This is a genomic window from Actinokineospora baliensis (assembly GCF_016907695.1).
Lineage (GTDB): Bacteria > Actinomycetota > Actinomycetes > Mycobacteriales > Pseudonocardiaceae > Actinokineospora > Actinokineospora baliensis.
Genome location: NZ_JAFBCK010000001.1, coordinates 2,418,154 through 2,439,620 on the forward strand (window position 1 = coordinate 2,418,154; position 21,467 = coordinate 2,439,620).

25 protein-coding genes are annotated in these 21,467 nt (G+C 71.5%); 18 read left to right on the plus strand and 7 right to left on the minus strand.

Annotated features, from left to right (window positions below):
- Window positions 1-158: 158 nt before the first annotated feature.
- The 6 genes from JOD54_RS11655 (at window position 159) to JOD54_RS11680 (ending at window position 5,806) form a co-directional block, all read left to right on the plus strand.
- The gene (locus JOD54_RS11655; protein ID WP_204450559.1) at window positions 159-1,238 is read left to right on the plus strand and encodes a hypothetical protein; all 1,080 of its coding nucleotides are present in this window, start codon (window positions 159-161) and stop codon (window positions 1,236-1,238) included.
- A gap of 19 nt (window positions 1,239-1,257) precedes the next feature.
- Window positions 1,258-2,340, plus strand: coding sequence for a hypothetical protein (locus JOD54_RS11660; RefSeq protein WP_204450560.1), 1,083 nt, complete (start codon window positions 1,258-1,260; stop codon window positions 2,338-2,340).
- Window positions 2,337-3,176: an ESX secretion-associated protein EspG gene (locus JOD54_RS11665; protein WP_204450561.1), complete on the plus strand. Its 840-nt coding sequence runs from the start codon at window positions 2,337-2,339 to the stop codon at window positions 3,174-3,176. Before JOD54_RS11660 ends, JOD54_RS11665 begins: the two co-directional genes overlap by 4 nt.
- A gap of 82 nt (window positions 3,177-3,258) precedes the next feature.
- Entirely contained in the window at window positions 3,259-4,626 is a 1,368-nt protein-coding gene (locus JOD54_RS11670; RefSeq protein ID WP_204450562.1) for a hypothetical protein, read from the plus strand.
- Between the two features lie 20 nt (window positions 4,627-4,646).
- On the plus strand, window positions 4,647-4,976 hold the full coding sequence (locus tag JOD54_RS11675) for a hypothetical protein (RefSeq protein ID WP_204450563.1): 330 nt from the start codon (window positions 4,647-4,649) through the stop codon (window positions 4,974-4,976).
- Window positions 4,973-5,806 carry an ESX secretion-associated protein EspG gene (locus JOD54_RS11680; RefSeq protein ID WP_204450564.1) on the plus strand — a complete coding sequence of 278 codons (834 nt, stop codon included), beginning with the start codon at window positions 4,973-4,975 and terminating at the stop codon, window positions 5,804-5,806. The genes JOD54_RS11675 and JOD54_RS11680 overlap by 4 nt, the downstream gene beginning before the upstream one ends.
- 171 nt (window positions 5,807-5,977) lie before the next feature.
- Here JOD54_RS11680 and JOD54_RS11685 read toward each other — a convergent pair whose 3' ends face one another.
- Window positions 5,978-7,060 carry a magnesium and cobalt transport protein CorA gene (locus JOD54_RS11685; RefSeq protein WP_204450565.1) on the minus strand — a complete coding sequence of 361 codons (1,083 nt, stop codon included), beginning with the start codon at window positions 7,058-7,060 and terminating at the stop codon, window positions 5,978-5,980.
- Between the two features lie 381 nt (window positions 7,061-7,441).
- On the opposite strand from JOD54_RS11685, the gene JOD54_RS11690 reads away from it, so the two are divergent.
- Together JOD54_RS11690 and JOD54_RS11695 are read left to right on the plus strand one after the other, a co-directional pair.
- Complete coding sequence (locus tag JOD54_RS11690; RefSeq protein ID WP_204456215.1) at window positions 7,442-7,945, plus strand: MaoC family dehydratase; 504 nt, start codon at window positions 7,442-7,444, stop codon at window positions 7,943-7,945.
- Window positions 7,946-7,987: 42 nt separating this feature from the next.
- Window positions 7,988-9,100 (plus strand): DUF2332 domain-containing protein, encoded by a 1,113-nt coding sequence (locus JOD54_RS11695; protein ID WP_204450566.1) that lies wholly within the window; start codon window positions 7,988-7,990, stop codon window positions 9,098-9,100.
- 6 nt (window positions 9,101-9,106) lie between these two features.
- Here the strand turns inward: JOD54_RS11695 and JOD54_RS11700 are convergent, their stop codons facing one another.
- Complete coding sequence (locus JOD54_RS11700) at window positions 9,107-9,529, minus strand: NUDIX hydrolase (protein ID WP_204450567.1); 423 nt, start codon at window positions 9,527-9,529, stop codon at window positions 9,107-9,109.
- A 143-nt stretch (window positions 9,530-9,672) separates the two neighbouring features.
- On the opposite strand from JOD54_RS11700, the gene JOD54_RS11705 reads away from it, so the two are divergent.
- From JOD54_RS11705 to JOD54_RS11720, 4 genes are read left to right on the plus strand one after another with little or no spacing between them, the layout of a single operon-like run.
- Window positions 9,673-9,837 (plus strand): hypothetical protein, encoded by a 165-nt coding sequence (locus JOD54_RS11705; RefSeq protein ID WP_204450568.1) that lies wholly within the window; start codon window positions 9,673-9,675, stop codon window positions 9,835-9,837.
- A gap of 19 nt (window positions 9,838-9,856) precedes the next feature.
- The gene (locus JOD54_RS11710; RefSeq protein WP_204450569.1) at window positions 9,857-10,429 is read left to right on the plus strand and encodes a PH domain-containing protein; all 573 of its coding nucleotides are present in this window, start codon (window positions 9,857-9,859) and stop codon (window positions 10,427-10,429) included.
- Between the two features lie 46 nt (window positions 10,430-10,475).
- Window positions 10,476-11,339, plus strand: a complete 864-nt coding sequence (locus tag JOD54_RS11715; RefSeq protein WP_204450570.1) for a PHP domain-containing protein — start codon at window positions 10,476-10,478, stop codon at window positions 11,337-11,339.
- Window positions 11,339-11,959: a MarC family protein gene (locus JOD54_RS11720; protein WP_204450571.1), complete on the plus strand. Its 621-nt coding sequence runs from the start codon at window positions 11,339-11,341 to the stop codon at window positions 11,957-11,959. The genes JOD54_RS11715 and JOD54_RS11720 overlap by 1 nt, the downstream gene beginning before the upstream one ends.
- 256 nt (window positions 11,960-12,215) lie before the next feature.
- On the opposite strand, the gene JOD54_RS11725 is transcribed toward JOD54_RS11720, so the two are convergent.
- A complete protein-coding gene (locus JOD54_RS11725) occupies window positions 12,216-12,572 on the minus strand; it encodes an ArsC/Spx/MgsR family protein (protein ID WP_204450572.1) in 357 nt (118 codons plus the stop codon).
- An 81-nt stretch (window positions 12,573-12,653) separates the two neighbouring features.
- Between JOD54_RS11725 and JOD54_RS11730 the strand changes: the two genes are divergently transcribed.
- Window positions 12,654-13,460, plus strand: a complete 807-nt coding sequence (locus JOD54_RS11730) for a RecB family exonuclease (RefSeq protein WP_204456216.1) — start codon at window positions 12,654-12,656, stop codon at window positions 13,458-13,460.
- A complete protein-coding gene (locus JOD54_RS11735) occupies window positions 13,457-13,801 on the plus strand; it encodes a hypothetical protein (protein WP_204450573.1) in 345 nt (114 codons plus the stop codon). Before JOD54_RS11730 ends, JOD54_RS11735 begins: the two co-directional genes overlap by 4 nt.
- A 199-nt stretch (window positions 13,802-14,000) precedes the next feature.
- On the opposite strand, the gene JOD54_RS11740 is transcribed toward JOD54_RS11735, so the two are convergent.
- Complete coding sequence (locus JOD54_RS11740) at window positions 14,001-14,900, minus strand: alpha/beta fold hydrolase (protein ID WP_204450574.1); 900 nt, start codon at window positions 14,898-14,900, stop codon at window positions 14,001-14,003.
- Complete coding sequence (locus JOD54_RS11745; RefSeq protein WP_204450575.1) at window positions 14,897-15,808, minus strand: AurF N-oxygenase family protein; 912 nt, start codon at window positions 15,806-15,808, stop codon at window positions 14,897-14,899. The genes JOD54_RS11740 and JOD54_RS11745 overlap by 4 nt, the downstream gene beginning before the upstream one ends.
- A gap of 69 nt (window positions 15,809-15,877) precedes the next feature.
- Between JOD54_RS11745 and JOD54_RS11750 the strand changes: the two genes are divergently transcribed.
- Window positions 15,878-16,615 carry a TetR/AcrR family transcriptional regulator gene (locus JOD54_RS11750; protein ID WP_204450576.1) on the plus strand — a complete coding sequence of 246 codons (738 nt, stop codon included), beginning with the start codon at window positions 15,878-15,880 and terminating at the stop codon, window positions 16,613-16,615.
- Between the two features lie 11 nt (window positions 16,616-16,626).
- Window positions 16,627-16,950, plus strand: a complete 324-nt coding sequence (locus tag JOD54_RS11755) for a DUF4873 domain-containing protein (RefSeq protein ID WP_204450577.1) — start codon at window positions 16,627-16,629, stop codon at window positions 16,948-16,950.
- A gap of 58 nt (window positions 16,951-17,008) precedes the next feature.
- Here JOD54_RS11755 and JOD54_RS11760 read toward each other — a convergent pair whose 3' ends face one another.
- Window positions 17,009-17,233 carry a DUF3107 domain-containing protein gene (locus JOD54_RS11760; RefSeq protein ID WP_204450578.1) on the minus strand — a complete coding sequence of 75 codons (225 nt, stop codon included), beginning with the start codon at window positions 17,231-17,233 and terminating at the stop codon, window positions 17,009-17,011.
- 99 nt (window positions 17,234-17,332) lie between these two features.
- The gene (locus JOD54_RS11765; RefSeq protein WP_204450579.1) at window positions 17,333-18,004 is read right to left on the minus strand and encodes a ferritin-like fold-containing protein; all 672 of its coding nucleotides are present in this window, start codon (window positions 18,002-18,004) and stop codon (window positions 17,333-17,335) included.
- Window positions 18,005-18,368: 364 nt separating this feature from the next.
- On the opposite strand from JOD54_RS11765, the gene JOD54_RS11770 reads away from it, so the two are divergent.
- Both JOD54_RS11770 and JOD54_RS11775 read left to right on the plus strand, forming a co-directional pair.
- Complete coding sequence (locus JOD54_RS11770; protein ID WP_504739779.1) at window positions 18,369-20,006, plus strand: DEAD/DEAH box helicase; 1,638 nt, start codon at window positions 18,369-18,371, stop codon at window positions 20,004-20,006.
- Between the two features lie 5 nt (window positions 20,007-20,011).
- A complete protein-coding gene (locus JOD54_RS11775; protein ID WP_204450580.1) occupies window positions 20,012-21,463 on the plus strand; it encodes an Rv3212 family protein in 1,452 nt (483 codons plus the stop codon).
- Window positions 21,464-21,467: the final 4 nt, after the last annotated feature.

Genomic DNA, 21,467 nt, shown 5'->3' on the forward strand with positions numbered 1-21,467 from the left:
CTCGTTCGGTATCGATGCGGGTGTCGGGAACGAGGAGTGGTGGGAAGGGAACTGTCGGTGTCCGGCGCGCGTCCAACCGGATAGCGTGATCGTCGAAAGCGATCGTCCGCGGGGCGCAGGGGAGCGGTGGTCCGGTCAGCCACCGAGGGGAGCGAGCGATGGTGAGTGGACAGCACGGCTACGACCAGTACGTCACGGGTGGGGTCCCGTGGGAGGACTACACGCTGGAACAGCTGATCAAGATGGTGGAGGACCAGGCGAGCGCTCCGCAGCTGGAGCAGTTGGCCACCGACTGGCGCAGCATGGGCGACCAGGTGGTCGCGGCCTCGGAGCTGCTCTCCATCGCGCTGTCGCAGCTGATGGAGTTCTGGGCGGGCAGCGCCGCCGAGCAGGCCCGCGAGGACGTCGACCTCAACGCGCGCTGGGTCGGCGACCTCGGCCACACCGCGCACGAGATCGGCCCGTCGATCGATGAGGCGGCCAACGCCTTGTCCGCCGTGCAGGCGGCGATGCCGGAGCTGCCCACCGCCCCGGCCGTGCAGCCCGCGCTCGCACCGGACAGCGCCCTGCGCGGCTACCAGTCGGGTGGCCCGTTGGTGGCCGCGATCAACGGCACCGCCGCGGGTACCGAGAGCGCGTTCGGCGCCGAGCAGGAGCACAACGCCCTCAAGGCCCGCGCCGTCGAGGCCATGCGCCGCTTCGAGGGCGCGGTGATCAGCATCGACGAGAAGATCCCGCAGTTCAGCGAGCGCCGCGACGGCGAGCACCTGAACCCGGGTGAGCCGGTCCCGACGCCGACCCCGCCGCCGGGCACCACGCCGCCGACCCCGTACCCGACCGACCCGGAGAAGCGCTGGGACGACCTGACCAAGGCCGACCCGAGCACCGCCGCGCAGGGTGTCGGCGAGACCGGCTACTCGGGCGGCGGCGGTTACTCGGGTGGCGCCGCTCCGCTGAGCGCCGACGCGTCCCGGCCGCCGTTGCAGTCCGGCGGTGCTGTCGGTGCGACGGAAGCCGTCACCGGCACCAACGCGCGGCCCGCGCTCACCGGCGCGGGGGCGCCGGTCGCGGCGGCCGCGGGCGCGGGTGCCACGGGCATGGGCGGTATGCCGATGGGTGGGGCGGGTGCGGGCGGCGGTCAAGAGGCGGGCGGCGAGCACCGCAGGCGCTACCCGTACGACGGGGAAGACCCGTTCCTGTTGGACCAGAAGGCTTCCCCGCCGGTGATCGGGCTCTGAGGCCAGGGAGACCACGACGATGCGCGAGTTCGACCAGTTCCCCGATGGCAGCCAGATCCCTGACGGCAACACCGTTTCGGTGCCGGTCATCGGGGCTCTCACGCCGCCGGTAGCCACCCCGGCCCCGCAGCCGGACGCGACCCCCGCGGCGGCTGCTGCGGACCCGGCACCGCTGCCGCCCACTCCGGACCCGGTCCCCGGCCCGGGGCCGCTCGCCCAGGCGGCGCCGTTCTCCGTGCCGGTCGCGCCCGTCGCGGCGCCGGAGGCCTACCAGCCGGGGGCATATCCCCAGTACCAGCCCGGCCCGGCGACCCACCAGTACGCGCCGCACCCGAACAACGCCACGAACCTCGCCGGAACCGGGTACCCGACCGTCGACCCGGACGCCCAGCCCTACCCATTACCCGCTCCCGTGACCGGGAACCCCACCCCGGCACCGCAGCCGATCCCGGTCCCCAGCGGTCCGCACTGGAGCCCCAAGCCCGGCAGGGCCGAGCACTACCCCAAGCCAGGTACGCCACCGCCCGCAGGCTCCGCGCCCACCCCGGACTACGGCAGCAAGCCGCCCCCGCAGCAGGGTGGCGGCGGCAACTTCCCGGACTCCAGGCCGCCCAACACCGGTGGCAACAACACCGGCACCCCCGGGACGACCGAGCCGGGCAGGACCAGCCCCGCGGACGCGACGCACCCCTCCAGCGGGGCCAAGCCGGACAACACGACCTTTCCCGGCACCGCGCCGGTGCAGCCGTCCAACGGCACCACCCAGGGCTACTGGCGGATCGACCCCGACGAGCTCGCCGGTTTCGAGCGGGCGGTCAAGGCCGCGCGGACCGGGCTGCACGGGGTGCAGGAGAAGGTCAAGGGCATGGAGGGCAAGGAGCCCAAGCTGGGCACCAGCCCGGTCGGCGCCCAGTTGGCCAAGAAGTTCGACGACCGGCTCAACGGGCCGAACGGGCTGCGCACCCTGCTCGACCAGGCCATCAAGAAGATGGACGGGTTCATCCTCAGCGCCGAGCGGGTGCGCGACAACTACGTCGAGGCCGACGACAACGCGCGGGTGGACATGAACCTGCGTGACCAGTCCGCAGGCGGTACCACGTGACGGAACTGTCCACCGGCCTTGAGCTCGGGACCGACTACCGGGACGGCGGCGACGCGTCGCTGCACCCGGTGGAGGTCGATCTGCTGTGCACGTTCGCCGAAGTGGCGACGCCGTTCCCGTTGCGGGTCGGTGGCGCCATGGACCGCGCGTCGGCTTTCGCGACCGCGCGGGCGGAGTTGGCGCGGCGGGGGCTGGCCGATGGGCGGGGGCCGCGCGGGGTGGCCAGTGACTTCGTGCACCTGCTGCGCAACAGCGCGGGCACGCTGGACCTGATGATCGCCCGGCTCGGTCAGAGCCGCGGTGCGTTGATCCTCGCGCAGCGCGACGAGGCGCTGCTGGTGCGTCAGGACATTGGCTTGCCGGGCGCGCGGGTGTACTTGGAGGCGCTCTCGCTCTATGACGCGATTGAGCGCTTGGTTGACCTTGTGCCGGAGCACGGTGCTGGGATGGCAGCTCCGTTCAGCCTGTCGCAGCGGGCGTTGGACAAGGCCTATAGGGCGATCCAGGCCGCCATCGGTGAGTCGAGACAGCCGCGCAAGCTGCACGCCGACGACGTGGACCGGCTGCTGCGCGATAGCGGCATCGACGAGACCACCGCGCGGCGGATGACTACGCACCTCCACCCGGTGCTCGGCAACGGCCAGGTCGGCGCCGCTGTGCGCCGCGGGTACGCCGACGTGTGGGGGCGCCTCGGCGACGAGCTGCGGTGGCTGGACACCGGCAAGGGCCGGTTCCGCCTGGGCACCGACACCGACGGCTGGGTGAGCGTCAACCCGCTCACCCGCGACGACCTGCGGGCGGGAGTGCGGTCCCTCGCAGGCCAACTGTGGTACTGACCATGGCGGACATTCCCGGATCGTCCGTCCGATCGGCTACGGTGGCAGCGCGGGAGTGGCCGGTTGAGGGAGGGGCAGGGGCATGATCGCCGATCTCGACGACGTGGTGCGCCGGTTGGCTGAGCAGGCCGAGCGCGCGGCGCAGGCGCGCCGGGCGGCCGAGCAGGAGCGCAGACGGCGCCGCGATGTCGACGACAGCTACGTCACCGGCGGCGTGCACTGGGACGGTTACTCCCTCAAGGCCCTGCAGCGCATGGTCGGTGACCGCGCCAACGCGGCCCAGTTGGACATGCTGGCCGCCGAGTGGTCCCGCTACGGCCAGAAGGTCGCTGAGGCCTCGAGCGACCTGTCCCGCTCGATGGCCAAGCTGATGCAGTTCTGGTCCGGCGGCGCCTCCCAGGACGCCTCGCGGACCGTGGTGAGCAACGCCGCCTGGATCTCGCAGCTCGGCGGCACCGCCGCGCAGATGGCCGACCCGATCCAGGACGCCGGTGGCGCGTTGCGCTCGGCGCAGAGCACGATGCCCGGCGGTTCCCCGAGCAGCCCGTTCCTGGCGACCGCCGGTGGCGGCGCGGCGGCGGGCTTCGCGATCGGCGGTCCGGTCGGTGCCGCTTTCGGCGCCGCGATCGGCGGCATCGCCAGCGCGTTCGGCTTCGGCAGCAACAAGAAGAAGATGAAGCGCAAAGCGGTCCAGACGATGCAGCGCTTCGAGACCGCGGTGCTCGGCATCGACGGCACCACCCCGCGCTTCGGCAGGCCCGCTGACGGTGTCGACCCTGGCGTGCAGCGCCCGCTGCCCCCGGCGCCGCGCCCAGGCCTGCCCGGCCCGGGTGTCACCGTGCCCGGCGGCCCCGGCCGTGGTCCCTCGGACCCGTCCGCCCCGGTGCCCGGTTTCGGCGGCGGCCCCAGCATGGGCACCACCCCGTCGTTCGCCCCCGGCTTCGACAAGGGCTGGGAGAACCACTGGCGCGGCCTCACCGGCATGGGCCCCGGCGGTCAGCTCCCCGGCGGCATCGGCAACAACGTCGGCAACGGTCCTGGCTCCATCGGCTTGGGCAACGGAGGCTTCCTGCCCGGAGGTCTCGGCACGAGCGGTCGCGGCGGCGGTGCGGGTTCCGGTCGCGCGGGCCTGGGCTCCGGTTTCGGCGCTGGTGGTCGTGGTGCGGACGGCGCTCGCGGTTCGGGCGGTTCGGGTCGCGGCACCTCCGGCGTGGGCGCGGGTGGTCCTGGTGGGGGTCGCGGTCGCGACGGCAGCCGGGGTGCCAGCAGGTTCGGCCGCGGCACCGGCTTCGGCAGCGACCCGCACGGGCGCTCCGGCAGCGGGTACGGCATGCCCGGTGGCGCCAAGGACAAGGAAGAGGACGGCACGCACCAGCGGCGGGTGCCGATCGAAGAGGACCCGTTCACCACGGCCGACCTGACAGCGGCACCGCCGGTCATCGGCGCCTGACCGCCGAGCGAGGGAGCGACATGAGCGACAACGGTGGCTGGCAGGTCGAGCCGGAGCAGGTGCGCGAGTTCGCCGCGGCGGTCGAGGAGGTCCGCGCGGACCTGAACTCGATCTTCGCCGAGGTGGCCGACCTGGCGACCCCGGCGTACCTGCCGATGCTGGGCACCAGCCCGGTCGGCCAGGAGCTCTCGGACAAGTTCACCGAGCGGCTGGCCGGGGAGACCGGGCTCAAGGGGCAGTTGGAGGAGGCGCTGCGCCGGATGGAGGAGTTCGTGGCCAGCGCCGAGCGCTCGTCGGCGGCCTACCAGGACAGCGACGACAACTCCGCGCAACGCTTCACCACCCCGTGACCGCGCCGGTCCCCGGCGTCGCGCTGCACCCGGTCGAGGTGGACCTGCTGTGCGCGTTCGCCGAGGTCCAGCCGCCGTTCCCGATCGAGGTGCCCGCCGCTGCGGCCTCCGACCAGGAGCGCGGCGCGCTGTACCGGGCCGCCGCCGAGGAGCTCGCCGCGCGCGGCTTGGCCGACGACAGCGGTCCGCTCGACGTCGCCGAGGAGTTCGTCTACCTGCTGCGCGCCTGCACCGGGGTGCTGGACGTGGTGGTCAACGGCGGCACGGGCACCCTCGCCGTCGCCGTGCTGGTCACCGGCGACGAGGCGCTGGTGCTCACCCAGGACCAGGCCGACCCCAACGGGCTCATCCGGATGTGGGCGGCCACCCTCGACGAGGCGCTCGACCGCGTCAGCCGGATGATCCCGCGCGCCGACACCCCGCTCACCGCGCCGTTCAGCGTTCCGTTGCGCCCCTTGGAAGAGGCGTTCGCGGTGATGCTCGCGCGGATGCCCGAGCCCGACCAGCCGGGCGCGCCGAACCCGATGGGCCAGGCCGAGATCGACGACCTGCTGCGCGCGCACGGCATCGACGACCGCGTCACCCGGCGCATGGTCGCGCACCTGCAACCCGTGCTGGGCAACGGCCAGTCCGGGGTCGCGGTCCGCGACGAGACCGAGGACCAGTGGCGCCGGGTCGGCGACGAGCTCCGGTGGTTGGACACCGGGCGCGGCAGGTACCGGCTGGCCTCGGTGTCCGGTGTGGACGGTTCCTGGCTCAGCGTCAACCCGCTCGGTCGCGACGACCTGCTGGCCGCCCTGCGCTCGCTGGCGTACGCCGCCCGCGGCTAGTCCACAGTGGACTAGCCGAGAACCGTTAGGACGTCGGGGTTTCCGCGATGATCACGGTTACCACCGTGATCCAGGTGACGATCACCGCGAGCAACCAGAACTTCACGTTGGTGAGCAGCCGGGCCATGGGGAAACCTCCCGTCAGGGGGGACGGACTGGGGGACGGGCGGCTCAGAGCCACCGGTTCTTGCGGAAGATGCGGTAGAGCACGATGCAGGCCAGGAAGATCACGACCATCACCGCGGGGTACCCGAAGCGCCACTGGGTCTCGGGCATGTAGTCGAAGTTCATGCCGTAGACGCCGACCACCATGGTGGGCACCGCGATGATCGCCGCCCACGAGGTGATCTTGCGCATGTCGGTGTTCTGCTGCAGCGTGATCTTGGCCAGGGTGGCGTCGACCAGCGTGGTGAGCAGCTCGTCGAAGCTGGTGACCCGCTCGGACACCGTCGTCAGGTGGTCGTCGACGTCGCGGAAGTACGAGCGGATCGTGTCGGGCACCAGCGGCGAGCAGCCCTCCGCCAGCCGCCGCAGCGGGTTGGCCAGCGGCATCACCGCGCGCCGCAGCTCGAGGATCTCCCGCTTCATCAGGTACATCTGCTCGGCGCTGACCGGGCTGCGCGGTGCGAAGACCGCCTTCTCGATCAGGTCGATGTCGGTCTCGAACGCGTCGGTGACCGCGAGGTAGGTGTCCACCACGTGGTCGGCGATCGCGTGCAGCACCGCTGCGGGGCCGCCGCGCAGCCGCTCCGGGGTCTTCTCCAGCCCGGAGCGCAGGTCGTGCAGACCGGAGTGCTTGCCGTGCCGGACGGTCACCACGTAGTCCGCGCCGAGGAAGGCCATGATCTCGCCGGTCTCGACGATCTCGTTGGCCGTGGTCGGCGACTCGTGCTCCACGTAGCGCACCGTTTTGAGCACCATGAACAGGTTGTCGTCGTAGCGCTCCAGCTTGGGCCGCTGGTGCGCGGTGACGGCGTCCTCGACCGCGAGCTCGTGCAGCCCGAAGGTCTCGGCCACGCCCTGGATCTGGCGTTCGTCCGGTTCGTGCAGGCCGATCCAGACGAAGCCCTCACCCCGGCGGCGCACCTCGGCGACGGCGTCGATGTGCGTCCAGCGACCGGGCAGCCGCACCCCGTCGACGTACACGCCGCAGTCGACGACGTAGGCCGACAGCGGCACCGGGATCGGCGGGGCGGGCGGGGCCACTCGGTTCGCGCGGCCTCTCAGGCCGCCGAACGACGGGATGGTGGGCATCAGACCTCCAGGCGCGCGGACGCGGCGAACCGGTTGGCCGATCGGCTGACCGGTGGCGGAGCGCCCCGGCCGGTAACGCGGTGCTCACCGCCTAGCGGCGGGCACCTCCGGAGGGGACGCGGGGACTACTGCAACCGATCTCGGGTTCATGACCGTTCGGGTCGCCCATGCGTCTCACCTCCTCTGGTCGGCGGCGGTCTGGCGCGGTACGCGCGGGCCTGCCGGGAGGACAGCGTACTCCCGATCGCGGCGGGGCCGGGCACCAGGCGGGGAAACCGAACGCGTTTCACACGCGGTGCCCTGCCTCACACACCGGTTGCACCCCGGCCCGCGCGGCCGTACACAGGTCCCCTACTGGCCGGTCACATGCGGGAGGTCGACGTGCAGTTCGGGCGGTACTACGAGGAGTTCGAGGTCGGCGCGGTCTACAAGCACTGGCCGGGCAAGACGGTCACCGAGTACGACGACCACCTGTTCTGCCTGCTCACGATGAACCACCACCCGCTGCACACGGACGCCAACTACGCCGAGAACACCACCGACTTCGGCAAGAACGTCGTGGTGGGCAACTACGTCTACTCGCTGCTGCTGGGCATGTCCGTGCCGGACGTGTCCGGCAAGGCCATCGCCAACCTCGAGGTCGAGTCGCTGCGGCACGTGAAGCCGACCTTCCACGGTGACACCATCTACGGTGAGACCGAGGTACTCGACAAAACGCCCTCCAAGTCGAAAGACGACAGGGGGGTTGTGCATGTCGAGACACGGGGCTACAAGCAGGACGGGACAGTCGTCTGCACCTTCCGCCGGAAGGTGATGGTGCCGAAGCGCTCTTACGGTGAAGCGCGCGGAGGTGAGCAGCCGGGACGACCGGAGCCGAAGGCTTAACTGCCGGGTTGGGACCAGCCCGGGCGGAGGGAAGGAACAGCCGTGACCGTGTCGCTGGAGGAGGCCAAGAACCGGTTGCGGCGCTTCGCCGAGGTCGAGGCCGCCGGGGTGTCCCCGCTCTACCAGCACCTGGCCGAGCGGGCCGCCGAGGACGACGACGTCGCCGCGCTGCTGACCGCCGCCCAGCCCGGGTTCGAGACCGCGACCCTGCTCTTCGCCGCGATCCACCGGGCGGTGCAGGCCGAGCCATTCCACGAGTTGGTCAACTACTACCCGTCCATGGGTGGCAGTTACGGCGTGGACGCGGCGATCTGGCCGCTGTTCCGGCAGTTCGTGGTCGAGCGGGCGGAGAAGATCCGCGCACTGGTCGCCGCGCACACCACGCAGACCAACGAAGTGCGCCGCGCCGCGCTGCTCTACCCCGCGGTGTCGTTGGCCGCCAAGCAGGCCGGTGCGCCTATAGGCCTCCTCGAGGTCGGCTGCTCGGCAGGGCTCCTGCTCAACCTCGACCGCTACGGCTACCGGTACCAGACCGAGCAGTCCGGTCAGATCGTCGTCGGGCCCGCCAAGACACCCCTGGGACTGCACTGCGCGCTGGAGTTGGGCCCGGAGGCGGCTCTGCCGTCCATCCCCAAGAAGCTGGCCGTCGCCGAGCGGGTCGGTCTCGACCGGGCTCCGGTGGACCTGGGCGACGAGGACGCCGCCGCGTGGCTGGAGGCCTGCATCTGGGCCGACCAGCCCGAGCGCCAACGGTTGTTCAGCACCGCCGCCGCCCTGCAGCGCAAGAGCCCGCCCCAGTTCGTCGAGGGCGACGCGATCGCCGACCTCGAGAAGGCCGCGGCGCTCATCCCGACCACCGTCCCGCTGGTCGTCATCACCAGCCACGTCCTGCCGTACCTGTCCGAGGACGACCGCGCGGACTTCGTCGCCGCCGTGGCCGCACTGGCGGGAACGCGACCGCTGTGGTGGGTCAGCGACGAGGTCTACACCGTCGGGCTGCGGCACGTGCTGCCCGACCGCGAGGACCTCGTCCCGGTTCCCGGGCAGCCCGCGTTCAGCGTCGTCGGGCTCACCAGGTGGGATGGCGGGGTGCCGACTTCTGCCGCTCTCGCCCGCGCGGCCATGCACGGCGAGCGCATGGTGTGGCTTGTCTGATTCCCGTCATCCCGGCAGCTCACCCCAGCCGCTCAACGTCTCGAAAAGGCCTGCCACCAGGGCATTACGGTCATCCAATGTGGTGAACATCGCAAGATCCACCCACCTGGCCGCATCGGCGTCGTCACCCGGCGAAAGATCACCCGCGGTGACCGCGCAGCGGTAGTCGTGTATCTCGAACAGCCCACTGGGCGCCGGGCGCTCCACCATGCCCACGTGGTCACCGACGGCCACCACGAGCCCGGTCTCCTCGCGCATCTCCCGCGTCAGTGCCTCGTGGTCGGACTCGCCTTGCTCCACCTTCCCACCAGGGATGGACCACAGTCCGGCGCCGGGTTCGCGGCCGCGCCGGATCAGCAGAAGCCGCCCGCCGCCGTCGCGCACGAGGCCGCCGACGCACCTGATCCGCCGAATGTGATCCGCGTTCATGACGACACAGAGTAGCGATCACCGGGTGATCACGCTCCGCGTTGCCCCAAGAGCTTGACTACTCTCCCTAACCGCCGCCCAGTGCGGTACAACGGTTTTCAACAGGCGCCATGCAGGGTGCGTACGGAACGGGGTAGATCGCAGTGGACATCAAGAAGATCTTGATCATCACTGGGGCCGCTTTGCTCGTCTTCTTCCTGGTGACGCAGCCGGTCCAGTCCGCGGGGATCGTGAACTCCATCCTCACCAGCCTCCGCGAGGGGGCCGAAGCGGTGATCACCTTCGTCCGCACTGTCTTCCAGGGCTGAGACGAAGTAGCGTCGGAGGATGTTCGCGCCCAGGGACCCTGACGAGTACCTGCTCGACTCCGAACGGCGGGTGATCCGCGTCCGCAGGCACTGGGCGAGCTTGGCGTGGCAGGTGTTCGAGGCCGTCGCCCTGCTCGCGGTGTGCGTGATGATCTCCTACCTGCTGCCGCCCGCAGCGTGGCTGGTCCAGAACATCCTCTGGTACGTCGCGCTGGTGGTGGTGCTCCGGTTCACCTACCAGGTGATCGAGTGGTGGGTGGAGCGGATCGTGGTCACCGACAAGCGGTTCATGATGACCACCGGGGTGTTCACCACCCGGGTGCTCATGATGCCGATCAGCAAGGTCACCGACCTCACCTACAAGCGAACCGCGACCGGCCGGGTGTTCGGCTACGGCACCATGGTCGTGGAGTCGGCCGGGCAGATCCAGGCGCTCAACAACATCGAGTTCCTGCCCCGGCCGGAGCAGGTCTACGACGCCATCTCGGAGCTGGTCTTCGGCGACAAGAAGGCCCAGGCCGAGCGGTTCTCCATGATCAAGGCGCAGCGCATGGCCAGGGGGACCCGCAAGGCGCGCAAGCCGGTCGGCTGACCCGCCCGGACCGCCGGTGACCTGGGTCATCGGGAACACTGGTCCGGTGCGGATCGACCTCCACTGCCACTCGAACGCCTCCGACGGCACCGACAGCCCGGCCGAGCTGGTGCTCGCCGCCGCGCGCGCGGGCCTGGACGCCGTGGCGATCACCGACCACGACACCACCGCGGGCTGGCTGCCCGCCGCCGAGGCGTTGCCCGCTGGGCTGCGGCTGGTCCGCGGCGCCGAGCTGACCTGCGTGTCCGAGGACGGCCGCGGCGGGCACTGCACGATCCACTTGCTGGCCTACCTGTTCGACCCGCACGCTGAGGCCGTGGTCCGCGAATACGCCCGCACCAGGGCCGAACGGCGCAGCAGGCTGCACACCATGGCCACCCGCATGGCAGCCGACGGCTTCCCCGTCGACCCCGACTCGCTGATGGCCGACCTGCCGCCGGACGCCCCCGCCGGGCGCCCGCACCTGGCGCAGGCGCTCGTGCGCGCCGGGGTGGTCGGCTCGGTCACCGAGGCGTTCGCCAGCCTGCTGCACGGCCGCAACGGCTACTACGTGCCCAGCTCCAAGACCCCGGTCGCCGACGCTATCGAGATGGTCCGCGCCGCGGGCGGGGTGACCGTGCTGGCGCACGGCTTCGCGCACAAGCGTGGCCCGACGATCACCGGGGACGTCCTGGTCGACCTGGTCGGCGCCGGGCTCGACGGGGTCGAGATCGACCACCCCGACCACGACGGCGAGTCCAGGGCCCGGCTGCGCGAGATCGCCGACCGGCACGACCTGATCGTCACCGGATCGAGTGATTACCACGGCACCAACAAGACGATCGGGCTCGGCGCGGAGACCACCGCGCCCGCCATGCTCGACGAGATCGTCGCCCGCGCCAGCGGCGCCGACCTGCTGGTGGGTGCCTGATGGCGGTGTTCGACGCCGCGCTGTTCGCCGAGGCCACGATCACCCTGGTGGTGATCATGGACCCGCCGGGCACCGTCCCGGTGTTCCTCAGCCTGACCGGCCGCAAGACCAAGCAGACCCGCAACCGCGCCGCCCGCCAGGCCGTGCTGGTGTCCCTCATGGTGATCAGCCTCTTCGCGATCAGCGGCGAGGCCATCCTGCGCTACCTGGGCATCGGCATCCCGGCCCTGCAGGGCGCGGGCGGGCTCCTCCTCCTGCTGATCGCCCTGGACCTGCTGACCGGCAAGAACGCCAACGAGCCAGAAGCCGTCGAGGACGTCAACGTGGCCCTGGTACCGCTGGGCACCCCACTACTGGCAGGTCCCGGCGCCATCGCCGCCACGATCGTGTTCGTCCGAGAAGCGGGCGGACACATAGCCTCTTACGTCGCGCTGGGGCTCGCGATCCTGGCCGTGCACCTGATCCTGTACCTCTGCTTGAGGTTCTCAGGCGCAGTGATCCGCCTAGTGAAGGACAGCGGGATCACCCTGCTCGCCAAGATCGCAGGCCTGCTCCTGGCCGCCATCGCGGTCCAACTGATCGCCAACTCGGTTCGAGGGTTCATCACCGGCAGCGGCTGATCACCCGCCGGTGCGCAGAGCCGCGTCGATCTCCGCTTGGCTTCTGGCGACGAAGGCACGGCCGTCGTCGGTGATGATGATGGGGCGTTCGATCAGTGCCGAGTTAGTCGCCGGTACGTGATCCACCCGGCTCGGCCGAATGGTTGGTCGGCCAGGCGCGCCCCTCGTCAACGGCTCAATGAGCCCGCCGGGATCTCGAGTCCGCTGCTTGTCGCAGTTGCGGTGCTACTAGTCGCCAACTCCGGGCGCGGCAACGTCACTGGCGAGGGCGCAGCGCCGCGTCGATCTCCGCCTGGGTCCTTGCCACGAAGGCATGGCCGTCGTCGGTGATGATGATGGGGCGTTCGATCAGTGCCGGGTTGGCCGCGAGTACCGCGATCCACTCGGCGCGGTCCTTCGGCTTGGTCGCCAGGCCGAGGTCCTTCGCCAGTGGTTCCTTGAGCCGGGTGATGTCCCAGGGCTGCTTGTCGAGCTTGGTCAGGACCTCGTCCAGGTGCGCCGCGGTCGGCGGCTCGTCGAGGTAGCGGCGGACGGTGTGCTCGGGGGCGGCGGCGTCGAGCGCGGCCTTGGCGGTGCGCGACTTCGAGCAGCGCGGGTTGTGCCAGATCTCCACGCGTCGATTGTGCCCCCACCGGGGTTGTCGGTGCCGGTGCGTACCGTGTACCTCGTGCAAGGTCAACTCGGGTTCGACAGCATGCCGCGCAAGCTGATCAAGGTGACGCCGTCGCGGCTGGGGGTGTGGAACGACTGCAGGCGCCGGTTCCGGATGACCTACGTGGACCGGCCGACACCGCCGCGCGGTGGTCCGTGGGCGCACAGCACGCTGGGCGCGGTCGTGCACAACGCGCTCAAGGCCCTGTTCGACCTCCCCGTCGAGCGCCGCACCCCGGAGACCGCCGCCGCGCTGGTCGGCACGCACTGGAAGGACGACGGGTTCGCCGACGCCGAGCAGGCGGGGCAGTTCCGCGAGCGCGCCGCGGGCTGGGTGCACGACTACGTCAAGGACACCGACGTCGCCGACGACCCGGTCGGCCTCGAGCGCTGGGTGTCCGCCCCGGTCGGCACGATCGTCGCCGAGGGCCGGGTGGACCGCATCGACCAGCGCGGCGGCGAACTGGTGATCGTCGACTACAAGACCGGCCGCCACGCGCTGACCACCGACGACGCCCGCGGCTCGCAGGCGCTGGCCCTGTACGTGCTGGCCGCGCGCCGCACGCTGCGCCGACCCTGCACCCGTGTGGAACTGCACCACCTGCCCACCGGCGGCGTGGCCACCTGGGACCACACCGACGACTCCCTCGCCAGGCACCTGGCCCGCGCCGAGGAGTCCGCCGACGAGTTCCAACTCGCCATCGACACCCACAAGGCGGGCGGCGACCAGGAGGTCCTCTTCCCGCCCAACCCCGGCCGCCAGTGCTCCTGGTGCGACTTCCGCCGCAACTGCGCCGAAGGCCAGGCCGCTGGACCGGCGATCGACCCATGGGCGATGCTGTCCCCGTGACCCACCCCGACCCGCAAACCCGCCCCGACGACGTCACCGTGGAGCTCCCGCGGACCCCCGCCGAACGGGTGCGCTCCGGCTTCTGGCGCGAACTCTCGGGAGCCCTGGCCGTCGGGTTGAGCGGGCTGGCACTGGTCGTGCTGGTGCTGCAGGTGATCGCGTGGACCCGAGGCGTGCCAGGACCGGGGATCGGCGTGGTGCTCGGCCACTTCGCGGCGGCGGGCGCGGCCCTCGTGGCCCAGCGCTTCGCCGACCGGCGCCGGGGCCCGGAGGCCGCGCTGGCGGTGGTCGTGGTGGCGATCGCGACGGGTGTCGCGATCTGGTTCTTCTGGTGGGCGTGAGCCACCCCCCACCGCTGCATACCTGCAGGTGATCAGCCACTGCCGGTTATGAAGCCTCGGACGGAGTTGGCGACTCGGCACCGCAACCGCGCGCCGCTGCCGATGCGCGTCGGCCGTGGTGGTGATCGCGGCCGGTACGGCGATTCGGTTCTCGTGGACTGAGCTTTCCTAGCCCCCGGGCCCGGCGAGTGGGCCTTAGCTACCCAGCCGCGGCTACCTCTACGCCAGCGGCCATCGGGGTCCCGCTCGCCACGAGTCCGGCTAGTTGGGCCCGCACCTCGGCCGCGCGTTCGTAGTTGAGCATGTGCCCGGCGCCTGGGTAGATCAGCAGTGATGCGGAGGGCAGTGCGCCCGCGATGATCCGCGCGTCCGCCACCGTGCACAGCCGATCCCGGCCGCCTGCCATCACCACCGCGCGTACGCCCCGGTACACCGGCAGGGCGTGCAGGCGTTCGTGTTCGTTGAGGGCGTTGCGGAACTCGACCATGTTCGCCGGGTTGCAGCGGCCTACTTGGGCGGCGGTCGCGGCGATGTGGGTGGGGGACGGGCGTTTGCCGAACACCAGCCACCGCACGCCGGGTCTGGCGTAGCCGGTGCGCTTGCCCAGCAGGGCGGGTCTGCGGATCCTGGCGATCCGCCGGTTGACCATTTTCTCCGCGTACAGCACCGGTGCGGCGACCCAGCGCGGGAGGCCCAGGGTCAAAGTGGACAGTCCGCCTGAGGTGGTCGCCACGAACGCGACGCCGGTGACCCGGCTGGCGATCAGGTCGGGGTGCCGTTCGGCGAGGGCCATCAGGGTCATCCCGCCGAGCGAGTGGCCGCCGAGCACCAGGGGTCCTGTCGGGGCGACCGCGGCGATGACCTCGGCCAGGTCGTCGGCGATGCGGGCGATGGTGGCGGTGCCCTTCGGGGCGGGGCCGGAGGCGCCGTGGCCGCGCAGGTCGAACCGGACCACGCGGGCACCGGGCAGGTCTTCGGCCACCAGGTCCCAGGAGGTGTGGTCCATGGTCCAGCCGTGCACCAGCACGACCGTTGTCGGCCCGTCGCCGCTGGTCACGACGGTGAGGTCGACACCGTCAGAGGTGCGCACGGTGCTCATTTCGCGACCAGCATCGAGCGGCGCCACAGGACCGCGCCCGGCCCGCCGACCAGGTCGGACTCGTCGAGGAACTTCATGATCCGCTCGCCCCAGTAGCGCATGGTCTCCTGGAAGTGCGGGTTGTTCTTGGCCGCCTTCCACGCCTGCTTGGGGTCGAGCCCGACCGCGCGGTAGACCTGCGGGTTGATCAGGCTCAGCGCCACGAAGTACGACACGACCGCGGTCAGCAGCCGGTGGTAGTGCCTGGCCAGCCATCCCGCCTTGGCCATGCCCTGCACGACCTCCTGGCGGGCGAAGGTGACGTGCCGCGCCTCCTCCAGCACGTGGATCCGGTTCACCATGCGGATCAGCGGCTGCAGGCCGGGGTCGACCATGTTCTCCCGCTGCATCCGGTCCAGCACCTCCTCGGCCACCAGGATCGCCGCGTACGCCGAGGGACCGCGCCCGAGCACGGGCAGGACCTTGGCCAACTGCTTGACCCACTTGCGCGGACCGTAGGCGGGGACCCCGAAGCGCTTGCACGCCTTGCCGAACATCGTGGAGTGGCGGCACTCGTCGGCGATCTCGGCCAGCAGGTAGTGCACGTGGTCGGTGGTCGGGTCGTGCTTGTAGACCTGCTTGAGCAGCATCTGCATCAGCAGGACCTCGAAGAAGATCCCGGTGCTGGCGATGCTGGCGATCTCGTGCTTGCCGAGGTCGAGCCGCTGCTGCGGGGTCATCCGCTCCCACAACTCGGTGCCGTACAAGGAGATCCGGTGTTCCGGGTGGAAGTGCAGGTCGGCCGGGATCTCGGCGTCCCAGTCGATATCGATGTCGGGGTCGTAGAACTTGTCCGCGGAGGACTTCAGCAAACGACCCGCGGTCTTCTCCCGATCGGCTAACTTGGCAACCTGCGTCGCGCGGCTCATCGTCGAGTCACTCCTCTTACGCGGCGGTTCCAGCACGCGTAACTTCGGGTAACAGTTACTTCTGGTAGCATGGGTGGCATGGCTGACCGTGTCAAGCGCCACAGCACCGACGACACCGGGGACGCGCGGCGCGACCGCTGGAAGTCCCACCGCGCCGCCCGGCGCGAGGAGTTCGTCGCGGCGGCGCTGCGCGCGCTCGCCGAACACGGCCCCGACCTGGGCATGGAGCACGTCGCGGCGGCGGCGGGGGTGACCAAGCCGGTGCTCTACCGGCACTTCGCCGACAAGGCGGACCTGTTCGTCGCGCTCGGCCACCGCGGCACCGAGATCCTCTTCGAGCGGCTGATCCCGGCGATGAGCCGCGAGGAGGCGCCGCTGCCCAGGATCCGCCGCAGCCTCGACGCGTTCTTCTCGATCATCGAGGAGTACCCGAACCTCTACCGGCTGCTGGTGCGCAGCACCTTCGCCGACCGCAAGATCGACAACGACATCGTCGCCGAGGACAAGGAGGTCATCGCCAACGCGCTGGCCTCGCTGCTCGGCGACTACATGCGGGCGTACCAGATCGACTCCGGCGGGGCCGAGGTCTGGGGCCACGGCATCGTCGGCATGGTGCAGAACGTCGGCGAGTGGTGGCTGGAGCGGCGCACGATGAGCCGCGACGCGGTGGTGGAGTACCTGACGATGACCATCTGGGCCGCCATCGACGGCACCATGCGCGGCTACGGCGTGACCATCGACCCGCACAAACCCCTGGAAATCAACAAGATCATCACACTGTCCACCGGCGACGCCGCCGCTGGCTGAGGGAGCAGACCATGAGCGAACTGCCCGACGACGACGGCTACCGTGGACCGGCGCGGCTGCGCGTCGGCGAGCGGGAGTTCGCCGTGACCGTCGACCTGCGCGGCCACTTCCAGCCGATCGACGGCTACTACCGCTGGTACGGCCGGGTGTCGGCCGACCAGGAGCTCTCCGCCGCGCTCGCGGGCCGCAAGACCCCGGCCACCCTCACCACCCCGCAGGGCAGCGCCTCCGGCGAGCTGTCTGATCCGGACCCGTGGGACCGCTACCGGGTCATGGGCACCTCGACGCCGCCGTTCACCGTGCTGACCGAGCTGGACGCGGCGCTGGAGGTCTGATCGGCGCAACGAAAAGGCCGCTGTCCGGTGTGGACAGCGGCCTCGACGGGTGCCCCGATCAGGGGGCGAAGCCGACCTTGCGGGAGTCGGCGCTGCCGATCTCCACGTAGGCGACCCGCGCTGCCGGGATCACGTACCGGCGACCCTTGTCGTCGACCAGGGCCAGGTGGCCGCTGCCGGTGCGCAGCGCGTCGGCGACCAGGGCCTCGACCTCGTCGGGGGTCTGCGAGCTGTTGAGCACGAGCTCCCGCGCGGTGTCCGCGACACCGATCTTGACCTCCACGCCGAACCTCCGGGCATCGAATCGAAAAGACCTTCGTCGGCAAGGCTAGTGGAGCGCGGGGCCCCGGGCGCGCAGGGGCGCGTTCACCGATCGCGAAACCTAGCCCAGCCCCAGCGCGGTCATCCGCTTGCCGTGCTGCTGCTGCAGGCGGCGGAACAGCGCCGCGATGCCCGCGAGGTCACCCGTTCCGGCGACGATCAGCTCGGAGAGCCCGTCGCGCTCGGCCACCACGTACTGGGCCTGGGTGAGCGCCTCGCCCAGCAGCCGCCGCCCCCACAGCGCCAGCCGGTCGCGCACCGTCCTGTCCCGCTCGATGGCCGCGGTGACCTCCCGCTCGGCGAACGCCGAGTGCCCGGTGTCGGCCAGCACCGCCAGCACCAGCTCCCCGCTGTCGGCGTCGAGCCACGCGGCGATCTCCCGGTACAGGTCGGCGGCCAGCCCGTCGCCGACGTAGGCCTTGACCAGCGACTCCAGCCACGAGCGGGGCGCGGTCGAGGCGTGCCAGGTGTCGATGTGGGCGATGAACGGCGCGATCGCGTCCTCGATCGACACGCCGTGCGCCGCGAGGTACTTCTCGATCTTGGCGTAGTGCCCCACCTCGGCGGCGGCCATCTCCGAGAGCGCGGCGCGCCCGGACACCGTCGGGGCCGACCTGGCGTCCTCCGACAGCCGGTCGAACGCCGACAGCTCCCCGTAGGCGAGCACGCCGAGCAGGTCGACCACCCCCGCCGACAGGCCGCTCCCGGACACTCCCGACTCCGCGTTCTCCATGGTTGGCAGCGTATCCGGCGGCCGTCGCGGGTAGACTCGCCAGGACGCCTGGCTCGCCACCGCCCGAGGGCGGGTGGCGCCGGACGACCACGAAGACCTCGGGGAACGCCGCGGGCACCCTGCCCGCGGGACCGAGTGAGAGGGTGCGCGCCTACCTCGCAGGCCCTCCCGCGCCCCACCCGGGCCGCGCAGATCAGCGCAGGACCGGGGCGGGACCGGCGCGGTCGAGAAGGGCCCTCCAGGGCAGTGCGCGCTGGTACGAGAGAGGCTGATCACCCTGACGCAGGACGACACCCAGGGCGGCGACACCGCCGCCGCGACCGCCGGGCTCGACCCGGTCACGCTGGAGCACAGCGAGGCCGGGCTGCCCGACAACGACACATCGCACCCGCTCACCGCGGGTGCCCCGGTCAAACCGACCGCACCGACCTTCGCCGAGCTGGGCGTGAAGGCCGAGATCGTGCGCGCGCTCGCCGAGGCGGGCATCGAGCGCACCTTCGCCATCCAGGAGCTGACGCTGCCGCTGGCGCTGGCCGGTGAGGACCTCATCGGTCAGGCGCGCACCGGCACCGGCAAGACGCTGGGCTTCGGCGTGCCGCTGCTGCAGCGGATCGTCACCCCGGGCGACGGCACCCCGCAGGCACTCGTGGTGGTGCCGACCCGCGAGCTGTGCCTGCAGGTCACCGCGGACATCCGCGACGCGGGCAAGCACCTGGGCATCCGGGTGCTGTCCATCTACGGCGGCCGCCCGTACGAGCCGCAGGTGGCCGCGCTGCGCAAGGGCGTGGACATCGTGGTCGGCACCCCCGGCCGCCTGCTCGACCTCGCCGAGCAGAAGCACCTGGTGCTGGGCAAGGTCCGCGGCCTGGTCCTCGACGAGGCCGACGAGATGCTCGACCTGGGCTTCCTGCCCGACATCGAGCGGATCCTGCGGATGGTGCCCGACCAGCGGCAGACCATGCTGTTCTCGGCGACCATGCCCGGCCCGATCATCACCCTGGCCCGCACCTTCCTCACCCGCCCGACGCACATCCGGGCCGAGGAGAACGACGCCAGCGCGGTGCACGAGCGCACCGAGCAGTTCGTCTACCGGGCGCACTCGCTGGACAAGGTCGAGGTGGTGGCCCGCTCGCTGCAGGCCGAGGGCCGCGGCCTGACGATGATCTTCACCAGGACCAAGCGGACCGCGCAGAAGGTGGCCGACGAGCTCACCGAGCGCGGGTTCGCCGCAGGCGCGGTGCACGGCGACCTCGGCCAGGGCGCGCGCGAGCAGGCGCTGCGGGCGTTCCGCTCCGGCAAGGTCGACGTGCTGGTCTGCACCGACGTCGCCGCGCGCGGCATCGACGTGACCGACGTCACGCACGTGATCAACTACCAGTGCCCCGAGGACGAGAAGACCTACGTGCACCGCATCGGCCGCACCGGCCGCGCTGGCAAGACCGGCGTCGCGATCACCCTGGTCGACTGGGACGAGGAGACCCGCTGGAAGGAGATCAGCGACGCGCTCGGCCTGGACAAGCCCGCCCCGGTGGAGACCTACTCCACCTCCGAGCACCTGTTCAGCGACCTGGGCATCCCCGAGGGCTCCACCGGCAGGCTGCCGATGTCGCAGCGGACCAGGGCCGGGCTCGACGCCGAGCCGGAGGAGGACTTCGGCGGCAAGCGGCGCGGCGGTGGCGCCGCTGGCGCGAGCCGGACCAGGCGGGTCCGCGCGTCCGGGGCGAGCCGGGCCAAGGCCGAGGCGGCCGCCCGACCCGCGGGCGACGAGGCGGGCGAGGGCGACAGCAGGCCGCGCAGGCGGCGGCGCAGGCGCGGCGGTGCCGAGGTCGGCGAAGCCGGAACCCCGGTCGAGGTCAACGCCGAGCAGAAGCAGCAGCCCGAGCAGGCCGAGGCCAAGGCGGACAAGCCCGCCAGGGTCCGGCGCAGGCGGCGCCGCGGTGGCGGCGACTCCGCTGGTGAGGCGGGGGCCAACGCTGGCGACACACCGGGCGGGGCAGACTAGCGCCCGTGACGCTCGGCGAGACCAGGGACGACAGCGGGGACCGGGAGCAAACCGGCCCGGCCCCGCACTACGGGTCGGCCAACGGCCAGGTTGCCGTGGCCGACGAGGACGTGCTGGCCGGGGCCACCCCGGCCGCACGGGTGCGCGGTCCGCGCAACGGGTTCAACACCAAGCGCGACTGGGCACTGCTCGGGCTCGTGCTGATCTCCTTGGTCGCCGCCGGGGTGGTGGTGTGGCAGACCAGCGACTTCGCGGCCACCGAGTCGGAGCCGGGCACCGGCACCTACAAGGCGCTCCAGCCGCCCGAGGTGTTCCCGCCTTCGCTGGGTGAGGCGTGGCGGGTCAACAGCCCGGCCACCTGGCAGCCCGTGTTCGCCACCCCGCTGCCCGACCAGAGCACCCCGCCCGCCGCGTCCACCGTGGTCACCGGCGACGGCGGCGTGGTCTCCGGGCGCGACCCCGAGACCGGCGAGGTCCGCTGGACCTACGGTCGCGACCTGCCGCTGTGCGGGCTCACCTCGGCCTGGAACAAGATCGTCACCGTCTACCGCACCGACGGGAACCTGCTGCCCGCGAAGGACCCGCGCTCGTCCGGCGGGTGCAGCGAGGTCACCTCGCTCGACCCGACCACCGGGGTGCGCGACAACCAGAACAACGGCGAGTCCAACGGCGGCCAGCGCAACTGGGACGCCGAGCCGGACGCCAAGTTCCTCTTCGACGGGCAGGACTACCTGACCGCCACCGGCGCCAAGCTGCTCGTGTCGATCCGCTCCGACCTGGTCAAGACCCAGGAGTACGGCGCGGTGCCCGCCAAGGTCAACCCGGGCAGGCAGCCAAGGACCGGCTGCGAGTACCACTCGGTCCTCGCCGCGGCAGGCAAGGTCGCCGTGGTCGAGAGCTGCCCGGACGAGAGCTCCGACCGCCTGACCGTGCTGCGCGCGGCGCCCGCGGAGTGGGAGAAGCCGGAAGAGGTCACCAGCCAGGTCCTCGACGGCAGGGGCGCGCAGGTGGTGGCCATGAACAACGGCCTGACCGCCATCGCCCTGCCCAACCCCGGTCGGCTCGTGATCTACAACGAGCAGGGCCAGCGCACCGGCAACTTCGACATCGACCTGGGCCCGGACGACCTCACCACCGACGCCCCCGGCCGCAGCCCCCTGGTCACCACCGCCACCGGCGCCTACTACTGGTACACCGGCTCCCGCACGATCGTGCTGTCGGCCACCGAGTTGCGCCCGCTGTGGACCATCCCCGACACCCTCGGCCCCGGCGTCGTGTTCGCAGGCCGCGCGCTGGTCCCGGTCCCCGACGGGCTCGCGGTCCTCAGCCAGGCCGACGGCGCCAGGATCGGCACCATCCCGGTCAACCGCGAGGGCTACCGCGGCCCGGTCACCCTGGGCGCGGTCGGCCCGATGGTGCTGGAGCAGCGCGGACCGGTGCTGGTCGCCCTGCACTGATCGG

Bases quoted from the DNA above. Each gene is read 5' to 3' on its own strand.
- JOD54_RS11755 (WP_204450577.1), top strand. From the start codon at position 16,627: ATGAGCGAACTGCCCGACGACGACGGCTACCGTGGACCGGCGCGGCTG.
- JOD54_RS11675 (WP_204450563.1), top strand. From the start codon at position 4,647: ATGAGCGACAACGGTGGCTGGCAGGTCGAGCCGGAGCAGGTGCGCGAG.
- JOD54_RS11670 (WP_204450562.1), top strand. From the start codon at position 3,259: ATGATCGCCGATCTCGACGACGTGGTGCGCCGGTTGGCTGAGCAGGCC.
- JOD54_RS11740 (WP_204450574.1), bottom strand. From the start codon at position 14,900: ATGAGCACCGTGCGCACCTCTGACGGTGTCGACCTCACCGTCGTGACC.
- JOD54_RS11745 (WP_204450575.1), bottom strand. From the start codon at position 15,808: ATGAGCCGCGCGACGCAGGTTGCCAAGTTAGCCGATCGGGAGAAGACC.
- JOD54_RS11720 (WP_204450571.1), top strand. From the start codon at position 11,339: ATGGCGGTGTTCGACGCCGCGCTGTTCGCCGAGGCCACGATCACCCTG.
- JOD54_RS11685 (WP_204450565.1), bottom strand. From the start codon at position 7,060: ATGCCCACCATCCCGTCGTTCGGCGGCCTGAGAGGCCGCGCGAACCGA.
- JOD54_RS11730 (WP_204456216.1), top strand. From the start codon at position 12,654: ATGCCGCGCAAGCTGATCAAGGTGACGCCGTCGCGGCTGGGGGTGTGG.
- JOD54_RS11660 (WP_204450560.1), top strand. From the start codon at position 1,258: ATGCGCGAGTTCGACCAGTTCCCCGATGGCAGCCAGATCCCTGACGGC.
- JOD54_RS11700 (WP_204450567.1), bottom strand. From the start codon at position 9,529: ATGAACGCGGATCACATTCGGCGGATCAGGTGCGTCGGCGGCCTCGTG.
- JOD54_RS11765 (WP_204450579.1), bottom strand. From the start codon at position 18,004: ATGGAGAACGCGGAGTCGGGAGTGTCCGGGAGCGGCCTGTCGGCGGGG.
- JOD54_RS11710 (WP_204450569.1), top strand. From the start codon at position 9,857: ATGTTCGCGCCCAGGGACCCTGACGAGTACCTGCTCGACTCCGAACGG.
- JOD54_RS11750 (WP_204450576.1), top strand. From the start codon at position 15,878: ATGGGTGGCATGGCTGACCGTGTCAAGCGCCACAGCACCGACGACACC.
- JOD54_RS11655 (WP_204450559.1), top strand. From the start codon at position 159: ATGGTGAGTGGACAGCACGGCTACGACCAGTACGTCACGGGTGGGGTC.